Source organism: Pseudooceanicola sp. LIPI14-2-Ac024 (assembly GCF_042188925.1).
Classification (GTDB): domain Bacteria; phylum Pseudomonadota; class Alphaproteobacteria; order Rhodobacterales; family Rhodobacteraceae; genus Pseudooceanicola.
In genome coordinates this window covers 226,231-241,077 of the sequence record NZ_CP170102.1, presented here as the reverse complement: position 1 = coordinate 241,077, position 14,847 = coordinate 226,231, and the positions used below count along the sequence as shown (strand labels likewise).

Below are 14,847 nucleotides of genomic sequence, written 5' to 3'. Positions count from 1 at the left end.
AAGGAAGGGAGCGCACCATGACCGACACCACCAAGCTGCTCGTCGGCACCACCAAGGGCCTGTTCATCGTCGAGGGCGGGCCGGACCGCTCCGGGTGGAAAGTCTCGGGCCCGCATTGCGACGGCTGGCCGATCAACCACGCCATCGGCACCGGCGACACGCTCTGGGCCGGTGGCGGCGGCGAATGGTCCGGCGCGGGCATCTGGCGGTCGACCGACGGCGGCGCGACATGGACGGTGGCGCGGCTGACCAAGGGCATGATGGACGACTGGGCAGCGAACGATCCGGACTTCGCCAGGATGATCGGCTGGACGGAAGAACCGTTGCCCTTCGGCGATGCCTTCAGCCAGGTCTGGTCGCTCGCCCGCCGCGACGGCACGCTCTACGCCGGGATGAAACCGGCCGCCCTGATGAGAAGCGCGGATGGCGGCGCGACATGGGAAAAGGTCGAGGGCCTGACCGATCACCCCTCGGCCGGGAACTGGGACGGCGGGGCGGCGGGCCTCGTGCTGCACACCATCCTGCCCGACGCCGCCGACCCGGCGAAGATCTGGGTCGGCATTTCGGCCGCGGGGGTCTTCGCGACCGAGGACGGCGGCACGACATGGGACCGGCGCAACCGCCTGTCCAACGCCGAGGCCTGCGAGGGCCACGACCACCCCGCCGCCCCCCGCGACGGCGAGATCGGCCATTGCGTGCACAACATGAAACGCGCCCCCGGCGGGGGCGAGGTGATCTATCAGCAGAACCACCACGGGGTCTGGAAATCCACCGACGGCGGGCGCAGCTGGGATGACATCACCACCGGCCTGCCCTCGACCTTCGGCTTTCCGATCCACGTCCACCCGCGCGATCCGCAGATGATCTGGACCCTGCCGCTGAACGGCGACAGCGTCGGCCGCTACCCGCCCGATGCCAGCGCCGCCGTCTGGTGCTCGACCGACGGCGGCGCCAGCTGGCAGGCGCAGCGAAAGGGCCTGCCGCAGGAGGCGTGTTACTTCACCGTGCTCCGGCAGGCCATGGCCGGCGACCGGCAGGACCCGGCAGGGGTCTATTTCGGCACCAACTCCGGCTCGGTCTTTGCCACCGCCGACGAGGGCGCGACCTGGACCGAGATCGCCCGCCACCTGCCGACCATCCTTGGGGTCGAGGTGGTGGACGGCGCCTGATCCCTACCCCGCCGGCACAAGCCGGTAGCCGCGCGCCATCCGCTCCACCCGGCGCAGTCCCGGACCGCGCACATGCGGGCCGGTCACCAGCAACTCCTCGCTGGCCGCGCGTTCGAAGATGCGCCTGCGCGAGGCGCGGGCGGCATCCGGGTCGACATCGAACAACACACCCCAGTCCGGTTCGGCCATCTGGAAGGTCTCGCAATGGATCGTGTCGCCCCATATCAGCAGGTGCGCCCCGCCGGACGAGACCATGACTCCGGAATGCCCCGGCGTGTGCCCCGGCAGCGGCACCAGGCTGATCCCCGGCAGCACCTGCCCCACGCCCTCGCGCCGCCGCTCGGCATAGGGCAAGATCGACCGCTTCGCCGTCAGCCACCCCGCAAGCGCCCGCTTGCGCCCCTGCAGGCTGGCCTCGACCTCTGCGCTGGTGAAGTAATCCCAGTCCCCCGGCCCGGCGATCAGCTCGGCATTGCGGAACACCGCCGCGCCGGCGCCGTCGATCATCCCGCCGACATGGTCGGAATGCAGATGCGTCATCACCAGGTGCGTCACCTCGTCGGGCGTCACCCCGGCCGCGGCCAGTGCCGCGTGAAACCGCCCCGTCGTCTCACCAAAGCCCGCCGGGCTGCCGGCGTCCACGATCACCACGTTCGCCCCGTCCCGCAGCAGGAAGCCGCGGATCGGCACCATCGACTCGACCCCGTCATAGGCGATCCCCGCCTGCTCGGCGGCGGCACGGGCGCGCTCCATCTCGAAATCCGGGAACAGGCTGTTCGGCGCCATCATGTGCCCGTCCTCGAGGACCGTGACCTCGATCCCGCCGATCCGGTGGCTTTCCAGTTCCGACATCGCATCCTCCCGTTGCGGACCCGGCACCACAGAACCAAGCGCACCGCCACGGCACAAGCGCGCGGCCATTGACCGCTGCCCGGCGCCCGCCTATTGCACGTACGTGGCGGGCCTGTAGCTCAACGGTTAGAGCAGAGCGCTCATAACGCTTTGGTTGCAGGTTCGAATCCTGCCGGGCCTACCATCTCCCCCGCATCCCGCGCCCCGCCCCGGCCATCGCCGCAATCGCGCCTGTGCGCGCGGCCTGCCCTTGGCGGCCCGGCGTCCGCGGCCTAGACCTGTGCCCGCAGATCCCGACACCCCGAACAGGACCGACCCCAGCATGACCTACGACGTGGACCAGATCATCGCCTCCGACGCCTTTGCCACCGCCTGCGCCAGCCTGCGCGACGGCCATGACCGCTTTGTCGACGAGATCATCGAGCTGACCCAGATCCCGGCCCCGCCGTTCAAGGAGGACGTCCGCGCCGCCGCCTATGCCGAGAAGTTCCGCGCGCATGGCCTCGACGCGGTCGAGATCGACGGGATCGGCAATGTCCTCGGTGTCCGGCGCGGGCGCGGCAACGGGCAGATGATCTGCGTCGCGGCGCATCTCGACACCGTCTTCCCGGAAGGCACCGACTGCACCGTCCGGCGCGAGGGCACGAAACTCTTTGCCCCCGGCGTGGGCGACGACACCCGTGGCCTGGCCGCCCTGCTGGCCTATATCCGCGCGCTCGACGCCGCCGGGATCGTGACCGAACAGGACCTGCTCTTCGTCGGCGACGTCGGCGAAGAGGGCAAGGGCGACCTGCGGGGGGTCCGCCACTTCTTCACCGAGGGCAAGTACCGCGACCAGATCGCGGGCTTCTTCACCGTCGACGGGCTGAACCTGGACGAGATCACCACCGCCGCCATCGGCTCCTACCGCTACCGTGTCACCTTTCGCGGACCGGGCGGGCATTCGCTGATGGCCTTCGGCTTGGTGAACCCGGCCTATGCGCTTGGCCAGATGCTGACCGGCATGGCCGCGCTGCGGGTGCCCGAGACCCCGCGCACGACCTTCTGCGCCTCGGTCTTCGGCGGCGGCACCTCGATCAACGCGATCCCCGAGGAGGTCTGGGTCGAGGTCGACCTGCGCTCGGAAAGCCAGCCGGCGCTCGACGACCTCGACACCGCCTTCCGCGCCCTGATCGCCCAGGCCGTCGAGGACGAGAACACCCGCGCCGACACGACCGAGGGCGCGATCACCGCCGAGATCGACAGGATCGGCAACCGCCCCGCCGGTTCCACCGCGCATGACAGCCGCATCGTGCAGGCGGCCTTTTCCGCCCTGCCGCATTTCGGCATAGCCACCACCACCGGTGCCAGTTCCACCGATGCGAACATCCCGATGAGCCTCGGCATTCCCGCGATCCGCCTCGGTTCTGGCGGGACCGGCGGGCGGGCGCATTCGCTGGACGAATGGATCGACGTCGAGATCGAGGAGTCCCTGCGCGGTCTTTCGGCCGGTCTCGCGACGATCCTGGGCACCGCGGGCGTGGCCGAGGGCGCGTAGGCCCCGGCCCGGCCTCAGCGCGCGATCACCAGGTCCGCGCGCAGGCCGCCCAATGTCTCGCTCTGGTCGAGACGCAGCATCCCGCCATGGGCGCGGGCGATGTCGGCCGCGATCGACAGCCCCAGCCCGACGCCGCCACCCTTGTCCTGGTTGCGCGCCGAATCGAGCCGCTGGAACGGCCGCATCGCCGCCTCGCGATCCGCCTCGGGGATGCCCGGCCCGTCGTCCTCGACCCGAATCCTCAGCGCCCGCTCTCCCAGCCAGACCGACACCTCGGCGTGGCTGCCATAGCGCGCCGCGTTGCCAATCAGGTTCTCCAGCGCGCGGCGCAGTGCGGTCGGACGCAGCGACATCTGCCCCTCGCCCTCGCTCAGCACCAGTTCCACCGGCCGGCCGCCCCGCTGCGCATCGGCGACGATCCCCTCGACCAGCGCGATCGGGTCGACCTCGGCCGGGCTGTCCTCGGCCGTGCCGCGGGCAAAGTCGAGGAACCCCTCGATCATGTCCTGCATCTCGGCCACGTCGCGCTCCAGCGGTTCGCGGTCCTCGTCGTCCAGCAGCGACAGCCCCAGCTTCAGCCGGGTCAGCGGCGTCCGCAGGTCGTGGCTCACCCCCGAGAGCATCAGGGTCCGCTGCTCGATGTGCCGCTCGATCCGGTTCCGCATGTCGAGGAACGCCTGCCCCGCCTGCCGCACCTCGGCCGCGCCACCGGGCTTGTAGGGCACCACGCGCCCCCGCCCAAAGGCCGCCGCCGCCTCGGACAGCTCCTTGATCGGCAACAGCTGGTTGCGCAGGTAGATGAAGGCGATGGCCGTCATCACCGCGCCGAAGAAGATCATGTTCACGAAAAGCTGGTGCGGGTTCGAAGCCGAGACCCTCTCGCGGTCGAACCGGTACTCCACCGGCCCGTCCGGCCCCGCCAGGTAGACGCGGACCCAGTCATCCTCGGCCAGCGAGATGCCCAGCAGGTCGCCCCGCAGCCCCTCCAGCGTCGAGATCACGACGATGCCGGAAAAATCGTACCACGGCCGGATCGGCGCCGACGGCACCTGCGCCGGCGTGACGGGCCGCGCGGTGATCCCCAGCGTCTGCAGCACCTCGGCCGGCGCCTGCACCCCGCCCTCGGCCTGGATCAGGTCCAGCTCGAGGCTGATGCCCCCGGTCATCTGACGTGTCACATCCTCGAAATGCCGTTGCACGAAGACGATCGAGACGACAAGCTGCACTGCCACGACGGGCAGGATCAGGATGAGCGCGGCGCGGCCGTAAAGTCCGCCCGGCACGTAACGTTTGAGCCATTCCATGGACATGCGCCCAACCTACGCGCGCGCCGGAGAGGAGAAAAGCCGACATGCAGGCCCCCGACGATTTCAACCCGCCCGCCGGTGTCGCCGAAGAGGTCGCCCCCGGCATCCGCCGCATCCTCTGCAACAACCCCTCGGCCTTCACCTACCGCGGCACCAACACCTACCTGCTGGGCCAGGGCGGCGGTATCGCGGTGATCGACCCGGGCCCGGATGACCGCGCGCACCTGCAGGCGATCCTCGACGCGCTGGCGCCGGGCGAACACGTCAGCCACATCCTCGTCACCCATTCGCATCTCGACCATTCCCCCCTCGCCCGGCCACTGGCCGAGGCGACCGGCGCCCAGGTCTGGGCCTACGGCGATTCGGAGGCCGGCCAGTCCGACATCATGCGCCGCCTCGCCGCCGCGGGCCGGATCGGCGGCGGCGAAGGGGCCGATCCCGACTTCGCCCCCGACCGCCTGGTCGCCGACGGCGAGGTGATCGCGGGCGACGGCTGGTCCGTCACCGCCGTCTGGACCCCGGGCCATTTCGGCAACCACATGGTCTTTGACGCCGACGGCACCGTCTTTGCCGGCGACCTGGTGATGAGCTGGTCGACCTCCATCGTCTCGCCGCCCGACGGCGATCTGACCGACTTCATGTTCTCCTGCGCCCGCCTGCGCGCCCGGAGCCCGCGGCGCCTGCTGACCGGCCACGGCGCCCCGGTCGAGGATCCGGTCGCCCGCATCGACTGGCTGATCGCGCACCGCCACTCGCGCGAGGCCGCGATCCTCGAGGCCCTGACGCAAGGTCCGGCCAACGCCCGCACCCTGGCCGAGCGCGTCTATACCGACGTCGCCCCCGCCCTCCTGCCTGCCGCCGCGCGAAACGTCCTCGCCCATCTCATTGACCTGACAGGAAAATCCCGCGTCGCCCCCGAAGGCCCCCTGACCGCCGACACGGTTTTCGCCCGCCAGGACTGACCGCGCGGAATTTTGCGATTTCCCCCCGGTTTCGCTCTTGCCGCCCCCAACCGCCATTGCTATACGGACGCCCAGTTCCGGCGTAGCTCAGCGGTAGAGCAGTTGACTGTTAATCAATTGGTCGCAGGTTCGATCCCTGCCGCCGGAGCCAACCAACCTCCTGAAATTAAACGAAAAAACAGGAGTCAACAGGTTGGCGTGAAAAAAATCTTGCCCATTTCCTGCCCACAGCCACAGATTGAATACACGGCGATCGCGCAACCTTACATAAGGTAACGCCACCTAACCACATGAAAAACATAAGCTATTTTTTTCGCATTTTTGTGGAGCCGTCAATTCTCCATGACACACGCATAAGTAACTTTGTTCGATATTTCATAAGCTTAAGCGATTCGCACCTCAGGACTAATTGATTGGTGATCAACGCGTCCTGTAACAATTTCCACGCGGACGCCCGAAAATATAACTATATTTAACAGTCGCTTACCTAAGACACATCACGATGACGTGAGATCTGCAGGGCAAAACCTGCCCATTTTCTTGCCCATGTTATGCGGGCTTACATACGGGTAAGGCAGCTATCGTTTACCCAGAAGATGGGTGCGCAGAACCAGACTCTGTGTCGATCTCTGCGCGAAGTCTGTCTGGGATCCCGCAAGAACGAGACACCGACACGTCAATGCCTCCCCCTGAGCACGCGGTCTCACATCATATGCATCGACCAAGAAAGCGGGATGGCGAGACCACTCGCTTCATCGGCAGCCGCGGCCTTCCAATGGATATTGCAATCGAGTGACGACCAACTTGAAGAATGTGGAGGCTTATCGGCGTGACAGCCTTAGCCGATGCACGGTGACGGCAACAATTGCTGTACACCGAACAGACAAGTACACTTGGCGATAACGCCTGACGGATAGCAATGAATACAGGAATCCAATGAAGCACGCCTCAACGCTATCCGAATTGCGCGAAGCGTGTTCGGTTCACCTTGGAGATCACGTTGTCAGCGTACGCAGAAAAGGCGGCCAGCGATGGATATCGATCCCGGAAATGATTGGGTTCATGCCGTTCAAAGACAGGGGCTTCGTTCGGCCTAGATACTCATTTTCTACTGGACTGTACGACCAAGACAACTTTGCTCCAGAGCCAATATTCTGTAGGGATTGGCATATCGACTTCAGGCAGACATTCGCGCTATTCAAAACTCGCACGGAAATAAAGTTTGATGCATGGCAAGTCTACGGTGGCCACCCGTGCCTCATAAATATGCCGACCGAATACGGAGTTAGCGCACCGGAGGCTCTAATTTACGCGGGCTCGCAGAAGAAAGCCGATGAAATATTGGCGCATATCAACGCCGCGATGCTGCTTTACAATGGTTATACTGCATTCGAACGAGATGACATACATGTAAAAGAGGATACTCTTAGCACTCTCCCTCATAGTTTTGTCAATGAATCGCCGTACGCGAATACCTCCCGATTAGCCGCATCCGGGGTTGTTGATTCCTGTAAGTATGTGGCTAATACTTGGAATATGGAGAATATTCGGTTAGCGTTAGCCCGCTTGTTCCATTCAACATATCTCGCCTACTTTCATCCTTTGGACGCCTCACCGTCGTACGGGGACTTTGCGGATTTCGATACGTCCCTCTTCCCGCTAATGGCATATGCGCTGGCCATTACTGCGGCGTACAGCGCAATTGAGGAATTGGGGTGCGAGCCTGCATCCACCAGGCGCGGAGAGGCCATCCTCATAGGCAACAAATGGAATCACAATGTCTCTGAAGAACTTAAGACGAGACTTGCATCACATGGAATTGACCCCTTTGAGCAAATCATTTGGATGTCTCGCGGGCGCAAGAATCTGATCTCTGCCAAATACTCGCCTGGGGAAGGGAAGCTTGCCGACTGGAACCGCGCACGAGTAAGGGACCGAATAATCCCACTCTACGAGGGTATTCTCTTGAGTTCGAGAATTCGTCATAGGGTTGCAGCACATAATACGAAACGAGAGACAAAGGCACTAACGCCGGTTGATCTCATGAACGTGCAATCGGTATGTCGGCACCTTCTGATGGCGTTTGGCGGCACGCCTGTGTCGAACAGAAGAATGGGCGGCGAGAGCGCACTGGAATTTAGGCGGACGTCGGTATGCTCTGAATGAGCAGCGCACCACCGCATTTCTGCGGCGGACACACTCGGCTGAACCCGAATAAACGGGGGATGTCGCGAACCAAGGCTTCCACCCATCCGACGAGTGGAAAACTTGCCCATTTCCTGCCCAAGTTTTTGCCTCGCTCTGCAAGAAGTTGCATTGTCCTGCAACTTTCGGTGTTTATCCGCGTCGAGTTTCCCCGCATAAGTGATTGATAAGTATAGATTTCAACTTTTAGAGAAGGTGTTCATCCGGAAGCCTGTTAATCAATTGGTCGTAGGTTCGATCCCTACCGCCGGAGCCAACACTCCCACAACGTGTTGATACTGAACGAAAAGGCGACCCACGCGGGTCGCCTTTCGCGTTTCTGGCAGATGGCCGGGCGCACCGCCTCACACACTCCGCATTTGACGTCGACCCATGGAGTCAGCCGGCTTCAGGCCCATCGTGAAAAGGGTGCTTCAAGTGGGGCTCATAGTCCGGCAGAATCTGACCGGGCAACAAGTCAAGGCTGCCTTGGAAGCGTCTCTCCGAACGCGGCATCGTCGTACGCTCTGGTTGTTCAGATACTTCAGGGCGGCTGGTTGCCTGCCTCGCGCCGCCTCGGGGCTTCAGTCCTTCGCCGCCAGCAAACACGTCCGGTGCGGGCCCGCCGGGATCATTGCGGCAAACACGGTAAGGCCCCCGTCGGCCGAGAGGCGCGCGCGAAGTCATCGCTCGACAACGCCCTTGAAGCCCTGTCACAGCAGACGGTGCTCTCAACACTCTCCGTCCGCCACCGGGGGAATACGGAACTGGCGCTGAGCCTGCCCTCGAAGCCCAACCGGCATCATATCTTGCAGGCCAGGCACAGGAAAACCCTTCCGCACAGCGGTCCTCCCGACCGTGTTTCCCTCACATACCCCATCACCCGCATTCCGGCGATCGGGTCCGGTCCGGTCAAGGGTCGGCCACGGGACCCGACGCACCCTCCGAGACGCCCCCTGCACCGTGGACCGCTCACAGCCCCTGCCAAGGCAGTCGTCGCCACGCCCCCCCCTCACGATGAAACTCTGTGCACGCGCCCCCGCCGCGCGCGCGCCTCCCCTCTTCAAACATGAAGATGTTCATATTCCCTCTTGAAGATCTCCAAACCTCGATTTTAACATTTCCATACCATCGAGGAGACCGTCACGTGTTCGATCCGCAGTCGCCGTTCATCGCCAAGGCCGATCCGCTCCAGCCGGCGCAAAAGACCAGCTTTGCCGAGGATCGGCTCAAGGTCGCCGTGCAGTCCTGCGAACTGGCGCCGGGCTCGATCTCGACCGAGGCGCAGATTTCCGACCGTTTCGGGCTGGGACGCGCGGCGGTGCGGGTCGCGCTGGCAAGGCTCTCGGCGCTTGGCCTCGTGCACCCGATCCCGCGCGCCGGGTGGAAGGTGCTGCCGGTCACCGGCGCGCTGATCGGCGACGTGATCTCGGCCCGGCGGCAGGTCGAACCCTGCCTGGCCGAGGCGCGGCCCGCGCCCGCGGCGCTGGCCCGGATGGAGGAACTCGCCGAGATGATCGAGGTGCTCGACGGCCAGGGCGACCGGGCCGCGCTGACGACCCGGCGCAGCTATGAACGCGAGCTGCTGGAAACCCTTTCGGACGCCGTCGGCAACCGCCTGATGGCGCATTTCCTCGTCGGGCTCTGGGACCATTCCGACCGGATCCTGCGCTTCCTCGAACCGCAGGCGGCGCGGCCACTGGCGCCCTGCTGCGCGCGGGCGCTGGCGCGCGCCGCCGGTGCCGGCGATGCGGCTGCCATTGTCGAGCTGCGCATGGCCGACATCGCCGCCTTCCAGGAATTTGCCGTTGCGGGCCTCATGCGGGACCGCACCGAACTTGGCGTCTCTCCCGACGCCGCAGACGCCGCACCCAACAACGGTCAACCAAGGCCGGACGCAGGCGCAACACCCGGGCCGACCCTCTCGGCAGAGCCCGGGACCAAGTCCAACAAAGGAGTCACCTCATGAAAGCCACGAAAAGGGCGGCGCGGTTCGCGCTGCCGATTGCCCTGTCGCTGGGGGTCGCGTTCTCTGCGCTCTCCCCGGCCCTCGCCAAGGACCTGCTGACCGTCGACCTGGTGAACGAGCCCTCCTCGCTCGACCCGCACCAGCAGTGGAACCCGGACAGCTACTACGTCTACCGCAACATCTTCGACAACATGGTCACCCGCGACGACGCCGGTGAGATCGTGCCGCAGATCGCCACCGCGTGGGAGCGGATCAGCGACACCGAGACCGTGTTCACCATCCGCGACGACGTGACCTTCCACGACGGCACGCCGCTCACGCCCGAGGACGTGGTCTACACCGTCGAGCGGATCACCGACACCGACTTCGCCTCGCCGCAGCTGGGCCAGTTCAACAAGATCGTCAAGGCCGAGGTCACCGGCGACAACCAGGTGACGCTGACCACCGATGGCGCCTATCCCGCGCTGCTGTCGCAGCTGGTGAAGCTGTCGATCGTGCCCAAGCACATCGCCTCGACCATGACCTCGGCCGAGTTCAACGAGGCGCCGGTCGGCTCTGGCCCCTACGTCTTTGACAAGTGGGACCGCGGCGTTTCGGTCACCGTGACCAAGAACCCCGACTACTGGGGCGACATGGGGCCGTTCGACACCGTCGTCTTCCGCGGCGTGCCCGATGCCGCGACCCGCGTGGCCGACCTGCAGGCCGGGGCGGCCGACCTGGTCGTGACGCTCAACACCGACCTCGCCACCCAGGTCGAAGGCGGCGGCAAGGGCAAGGTGCTGACGGTGAACACGGAACGCGTCGCCTACTTCGCGATGAACTCGGCGCTCTCGCCGCTCGATCAGCCCGACCTGCGCAAGGCCATCGGCCATGCCATCGACCGCGAGGGGATCGTCGAGGGGCTGCTTGGCGGCTATCCCAAGATCGTCGACCAGATGCTGTCGCCCGCCCACTTCGGCTGGGCCGACGGGATCGAGGGCTTCAGCTACGATCCCGACAAGGCGCGCGAGCTGATCGCCGGGCTCGAAACCGCACCCGACATGGAACTGAGCCTGGCCACCTCTCCGGTGTTCGACCAGCGCGTGGTGCAGGCGATCCAGCAGATGCTGACCGACGTCGGCCTCAAGGTCGCGATCAACACGACCGACATGGCCACCTGGCTCAAGGACCAGCAGACCACGCCCGAACAGGCGCCGATGCTGACCTTCTCGCGCTGGTCCTGCGCCTGCCAGGACCCGGACGGGATCATGTACCCGCTGCTGCATTCGTCCTCCTCCTGGAGCCGGGTCAGCGACCCCGAGATCGACGCCCTGCTGGACCAGGCCCGAAGCGAGCTGGACGAGGCCAAGCGCGCCGACCTCTACGCCCAGATCAACCGCAAGGCGGTCGAGAACGCGGATATCCTGCCGCTCTACCAGGCCGCGATCATCTACGGCGCGGCCGACCAGCTGGACTGGCAGCCGACCTCGAACGAAAGCCTGTTCCTGAACCGCATGTCCTGGACCGAGTGACCCTGTACGGGGCCGCGCAGCATCGCGCGGCCCCGGCGTTCAACCCATCGAAGGAAGGATCCGACCATGATCCGCACCAGCCTCCGCGGCATGCTGCTTGCCGCAAGCCTGCTCACCGCTCCGGCGGTCCTCGCGCAGGACATCACCGTCAACCTGGTGAACGAGCCCTCCTCGCTCGACCCGCACCAGCAGTGGAACCCCGACAGCTACTACGTCTACCGCAACATCTTCGACAACGTGGTCACCCGCGACGACGCCGGTGAGATAGTGCCCGAGATCGCGACCGCGTGGGAACAGGTGTCGGATACCGAGATGGTGCTGACGATCCGCGACGGTGTAACCTTCCACGACGGCTCGCCGCTGACCGCCGAGGACGTGGCGTTTTCGGTGCAGCGGATCACCAACCCCGATTTCGGCTCGCCACAGCTGGGCCAGTTCAACCAGATCATCGGCGCCGAGGTCACCGGCGAGAACCAGGTCACCCTGACCACCGATGTCTCCTACCCGGTGCTGCTGGCGCAGCTGGTCAAGCTCTCGGTCGTGCCCAAGGCGGTGGTCGAGGCCATGGGCGACGAGGCGTTCAATGCCGCGCCCGTCGGCTCGGGCCCCTACAAGTTCGACAGCTGGACCCGCGGCGTCGAGGTCGACCTGACCCGCAACGACGACTACTGGGGCACCAAAGGCCCGTTCGAAGGCGCATCCTTCAAGGCCGTGGCAGATGCCTCCACCCGCGTCGCAAACCTGCGGGCAGGCACGGCGGACCTGATCGTGTCGCTCGACAGCGACATCGCCACCCAGATCGAGGGCCAGTCGGGCGTCAAGGTGCTGACCGCGCCGACCGAACGGGTGGCCTTCATGGGCATCAACACCACCCGTCCGCCGCTCGACGACCCCAAGGTGCGGCACGCAGCAGCCATGGCGATCGACCGCGAAGGCATCGTGCTGGGCATCCTCGCCGGCGGTGAGACCCCGGTCGACCAGATGGCTACACCCGCGCACTTCGGCTATGTCGAGGGCGCCGCGCCGATCGCCTACGACCCCGAGGAAGCCAAGCGCATCGTGGCCGAAACCGGCGCGGGCGAGATCCCGATGCAGTTCGCCACCTCGCCGGTCTACGATCAGCGCATCGTGCAGGCGGTCCAGCAGATGCTGACCGACGCGGGCTTCAACGTCGAGATCAGCATGACCGACATGAGCACCTACCTGAAGGCCGCCCGCTCGCCCGAGATCTCGGAACGGCCGTACTTCAGCTTCGGCCGCTGGTCCTGCGCCTGCCAGGATGTCGACGGCGTGGAATTCCCGCTGCTGCATTCCTCCTCGACCTGGAGCCGCGTGCAGGATCCGGAACTCGACGCCCTGCTGGAAGAGGCGCGCGGCTCGCTCGACGCCGACACCCGGCTGGCCGCCTATGCCAAGGTGCAGCAGATCGTGCAGGAAAACGCCTACATCCTGCCGCTCTACCAGGCGGTGGCGATCTACGGCGCGACGGACAAGCTCGACTGGACGCCGACCGCGAACGAGAGCCTGTTCCTCAACCGTATGAGCTGGAGCGAATAAGCCGCCCATGTCGGTCTTCCTGCTGCAAAGACTGGGTCAGGCGCTGGTGGCGATCTTCGGCGTGATGACGCTGGTGTTCTTCATCCAGCGCCTGACCGGGGATCCCACCTACCTGCTGGTCCCCGAAACGGCGACACAGGCGGATATCGAGGCGATGCGCCGGGCGCTTGGCCTCGACCAGCCGCTGGTCGTGCAATACGTGAACTACCTCTGGGACATGCTGCGCTTCGATTTCGGCACCTCCTACGTCCAGAACGTGCCGGTGACCGAGATCATCGCCTCCCGCCTGCCCTACACCCTGCAACTGGCAGCGGGCGCGCTCTTCGTCGCCTTCGTCATCGGCCTGCCCGTGGGCCTCGCCATGGCGGTCTGGCGCAAGCATCCCTTCACCAACGTGCTGATGGGGATCGTGCTGGGCGCGCAGAGCATGCCGACCTTCTGGAGCGGCATCCTCATGATCATGGTCTTCGGGGTTTGGCTGGGCTGGCTGCCGCCCTCGGGCTCGGGCAGCTTCGCCCACCTCATCATGCCCTCGATTGCCCTCGGCCTGCTGTCGATGGCGACCTACGCCCGGATCGCCCGCAGCTCGCTTCTGGACGAGATGTCCAAGGATTACGTCCGATCGGCCCGCGCGCGCGGCGTCGGCACCGCGCGGCTGGTGCAGAAGCACCTGATCCGGAATTCGCTGATCCCGGTGATCTCGATCTCCGCGCTCGAGATCTCGCAGCTCCTCGCCGGGGCGGTGATCGTGGAAACCGTCTTTGCCTGGCCCGGCCTCGGCCAGCTGACCGTGCAATCGGTGCAGGCGCGCGATTTCGTCGTGGTGCAGGGTATCGTCCTGCTCGGCGCCTTCGTCACGATCAGCGTCAACCTGCTGGCCGACATCCTCTACAGCGTGGTCGATCCGCGCATCCGCAAGGGAGGCCGGGCATGACCGCCTTTGCCGCAACCTGGCGCCGCATGTTCCGGCCGCAGGCGGGCGGCGGGGTGCCCGTGGGCGTCTTCGTCACCATCCTCGCCACCATGGTCTTCGTGGCGATCTTCGCGCCGCTGATCGCGCCCTACGATCCCAACACCCAGAACCTGCTGGGACGGCTCAAGCCGCCGGGCACGCTGGCGCGCGGCACCTACTACGTCCTCGGCTCGGACGAGCTGGGGCGCGACCTGCTCAGCCGGGTGATCTACGGCGCGCGCGTCTCGCTCGCGGTCGCGGTGCTGTCGGTGATCCTGTCGGGCGCGGTCGGCATCACGCTTGGCATGCTGGCCGGCTACCGCGGCGGCTGGGTCGAGGTCGTGGTGATGCGCCTCGTCGACATCTTCCTGTCGATCCCGGCGATCCTGCTCGCGATCATCATGGTCGCGGTGCTTGGCCCCGGCTTCGTGAACGTGGTCCTCGTCCTCGCCCTCACCCGCTGGCCGCGCTACGCCCGCGTGGCCTACGGCCAGACGCTTGCGGTGTCGAACCAGCCCTACGTCCGGCTGGCCAAGGCCATGGGCGCGGGGCCGATCAGGGTGCTCTTCCTGCACATCCTGCCCAACATCCTCGCCCCGCTCGCGGTGGTGGCGACGCTCGAATTCGGCCTGATGGTCCTGTTCGAGGCCGGGCTGTCCTTCCTCGGCATGGGGGTCCAACCCCCGACGGCCAGCTGGGGCGCGATGCTCAGCGTCGGACGGAACTACGTCTCCAGCGCCTGGTGGATCGCGACCTTCCCGGGGCTCTGCCTCTTCCTTCTCGTGCTGTCGGTGAACCTGATCGGCGACCGGCTCAGCGCATACCTCAACCCAAAGTCACGGTAAGT

Annotated in this window: 11 protein-coding genes and 2 tRNA genes; 11 read left to right on the top strand and 2 right to left on the bottom strand. The window is 65.7% G+C overall.

Annotation, left to right across the window (positions count from 1 at the left end; all coding sequences use genetic code 11):
• Positions 1 to 17 precede the first annotated feature (17 nt).
• Positions 18 to 1,169 (top strand): WD40/YVTN/BNR-like repeat-containing protein, encoded by a 1,152-nt coding sequence (locus tag ACE2AC_RS01125; protein WP_375690301.1) that lies wholly within the window; start codon positions 18 to 20, stop codon positions 1,167 to 1,169.
• A 3-nt stretch (positions 1,170 to 1,172) separates the two neighbouring features.
• On the opposite strand, the gene ACE2AC_RS01120 is transcribed toward ACE2AC_RS01125, so the two are convergent.
• Positions 1,173 to 2,021 (bottom strand): MBL fold metallo-hydrolase, encoded by an 849-nt coding sequence (locus ACE2AC_RS01120; RefSeq protein ID WP_375690300.1) that lies wholly within the window; start codon positions 2,019 to 2,021, stop codon positions 1,173 to 1,175.
• Between the two features lie 108 nt (positions 2,022 to 2,129).
• Here ACE2AC_RS01120 and ACE2AC_RS01115 point away from each other — a divergent pair.
• Positions 2,130 to 2,205: transfer RNA gene (locus ACE2AC_RS01115), tRNA-Ile, on the top strand.
• Positions 2,206 to 2,343: 138 nt separating this feature from the next.
• Positions 2,344 to 3,558: a M20/M25/M40 family metallo-hydrolase gene (locus ACE2AC_RS01110; RefSeq protein WP_375690299.1), complete on the top strand. Its 1,215-nt coding sequence runs from the start codon at positions 2,344 to 2,346 to the stop codon at positions 3,556 to 3,558.
• 14 nt (positions 3,559 to 3,572) lie between these two features.
• Here the strand turns inward: ACE2AC_RS01110 and ACE2AC_RS01105 are convergent, their stop codons facing one another.
• Positions 3,573 to 4,868, bottom strand: coding sequence for an ATP-binding protein (locus tag ACE2AC_RS01105; protein WP_375690298.1), 1,296 nt, complete (start codon positions 4,866 to 4,868; stop codon positions 3,573 to 3,575).
• Positions 4,869 to 4,909: 41 nt separating this feature from the next.
• Here ACE2AC_RS01105 and ACE2AC_RS01100 point away from each other — a divergent pair, with 41 nt between their 5' ends.
• The 8 genes from ACE2AC_RS01100 (at position 4,910) to ACE2AC_RS01065 (ending at position 14,845) form a co-directional block, all read left to right on the top strand.
• Positions 4,910 to 5,827, top strand: a complete 918-nt coding sequence (locus tag ACE2AC_RS01100) for an MBL fold metallo-hydrolase (protein ID WP_375690297.1) — start codon at positions 4,910 to 4,912, stop codon at positions 5,825 to 5,827.
• Positions 5,828 to 5,903: 76 nt separating this feature from the next.
• A tRNA-Asn gene (locus tag ACE2AC_RS01095) sits at positions 5,904 to 5,978 on the top strand.
• 1,115 nt (positions 5,979 to 7,093) lie between these two features.
• The gene (locus ACE2AC_RS01090; RefSeq protein WP_375690296.1) at positions 7,094 to 7,993 is read left to right on the top strand and encodes a hypothetical protein; all 900 of its coding nucleotides are present in this window, start codon (positions 7,094 to 7,096) and stop codon (positions 7,991 to 7,993) included.
• Positions 7,994 to 9,158: 1,165 nt separating this feature from the next.
• Entirely contained in the window at positions 9,159 to 9,980 is an 822-nt protein-coding gene (locus ACE2AC_RS01085) for a GntR family transcriptional regulator (protein WP_375690295.1), read from the top strand.
• Positions 9,977 to 11,491, top strand: coding sequence for an ABC transporter substrate-binding protein (locus tag ACE2AC_RS01080; RefSeq protein ID WP_375690294.1), 1,515 nt, complete (start codon positions 9,977 to 9,979; stop codon positions 11,489 to 11,491). The genes ACE2AC_RS01085 and ACE2AC_RS01080 overlap by 4 nt, the downstream gene beginning before the upstream one ends.
• Before the next feature lie 66 nt (positions 11,492 to 11,557).
• Positions 11,558 to 13,048 carry an ABC transporter substrate-binding protein gene (locus ACE2AC_RS01075; protein WP_375690293.1) on the top strand — a complete coding sequence of 497 codons (1,491 nt, stop codon included), beginning with the start codon at positions 11,558 to 11,560 and terminating at the stop codon, positions 13,046 to 13,048.
• Positions 13,049 to 13,055: 7 nt separating this feature from the next.
• Positions 13,056 to 13,982 carry an ABC transporter permease gene (locus tag ACE2AC_RS01070; protein ID WP_375690292.1) on the top strand — a complete coding sequence of 309 codons (927 nt, stop codon included), beginning with the start codon at positions 13,056 to 13,058 and terminating at the stop codon, positions 13,980 to 13,982.
• On the top strand, positions 13,979 to 14,845 hold the full coding sequence (locus tag ACE2AC_RS01065; RefSeq protein ID WP_375690291.1) for an ABC transporter permease: 867 nt from the start codon (positions 13,979 to 13,981) through the stop codon (positions 14,843 to 14,845). Before ACE2AC_RS01070 ends, ACE2AC_RS01065 begins: the two co-directional genes overlap by 4 nt.
• The last annotated feature ends 2 nt before the right edge of the window (positions 14,846 to 14,847 follow it).

What these genes read in the sequence shown, in the direction of transcription:
- ACE2AC_RS01125 (WP_375690301.1), top strand. Translation starts at nt 18, where the DNA reads ATGACCGACACCACCAAGCTGCTCGTCGGCACCACCAAGGGCCTGTTC.
- ACE2AC_RS01120 (WP_375690300.1), bottom strand. Translation starts at nt 2,021, where the DNA reads ATGTCGGAACTGGAAAGCCACCGGATCGGCGGGATCGAGGTCACGGTC.
- ACE2AC_RS01110 (WP_375690299.1), top strand. Translation starts at nt 2,344, where the DNA reads ATGACCTACGACGTGGACCAGATCATCGCCTCCGACGCCTTTGCCACC.
- ACE2AC_RS01105 (WP_375690298.1), bottom strand. Translation starts at nt 4,868, where the DNA reads ATGTCCATGGAATGGCTCAAACGTTACGTGCCGGGCGGACTTTACGGC.
- ACE2AC_RS01100 (WP_375690297.1), top strand. Translation starts at nt 4,910, where the DNA reads ATGCAGGCCCCCGACGATTTCAACCCGCCCGCCGGTGTCGCCGAAGAG.
- ACE2AC_RS01090 (WP_375690296.1), top strand. Translation starts at nt 7,094, where the DNA reads ATGCCGACCGAATACGGAGTTAGCGCACCGGAGGCTCTAATTTACGCG.
- ACE2AC_RS01080 (WP_375690294.1), top strand. Translation starts at nt 9,977, where the DNA reads ATGAAAGCCACGAAAAGGGCGGCGCGGTTCGCGCTGCCGATTGCCCTG.
- ACE2AC_RS01075 (WP_375690293.1), top strand. Translation starts at nt 11,558, where the DNA reads ATGATCCGCACCAGCCTCCGCGGCATGCTGCTTGCCGCAAGCCTGCTC.
- ACE2AC_RS01070 (WP_375690292.1), top strand. Translation starts at nt 13,056, where the DNA reads ATGTCGGTCTTCCTGCTGCAAAGACTGGGTCAGGCGCTGGTGGCGATC.
- ACE2AC_RS01065 (WP_375690291.1), top strand. Translation starts at nt 13,979, where the DNA reads ATGACCGCCTTTGCCGCAACCTGGCGCCGCATGTTCCGGCCGCAGGCG.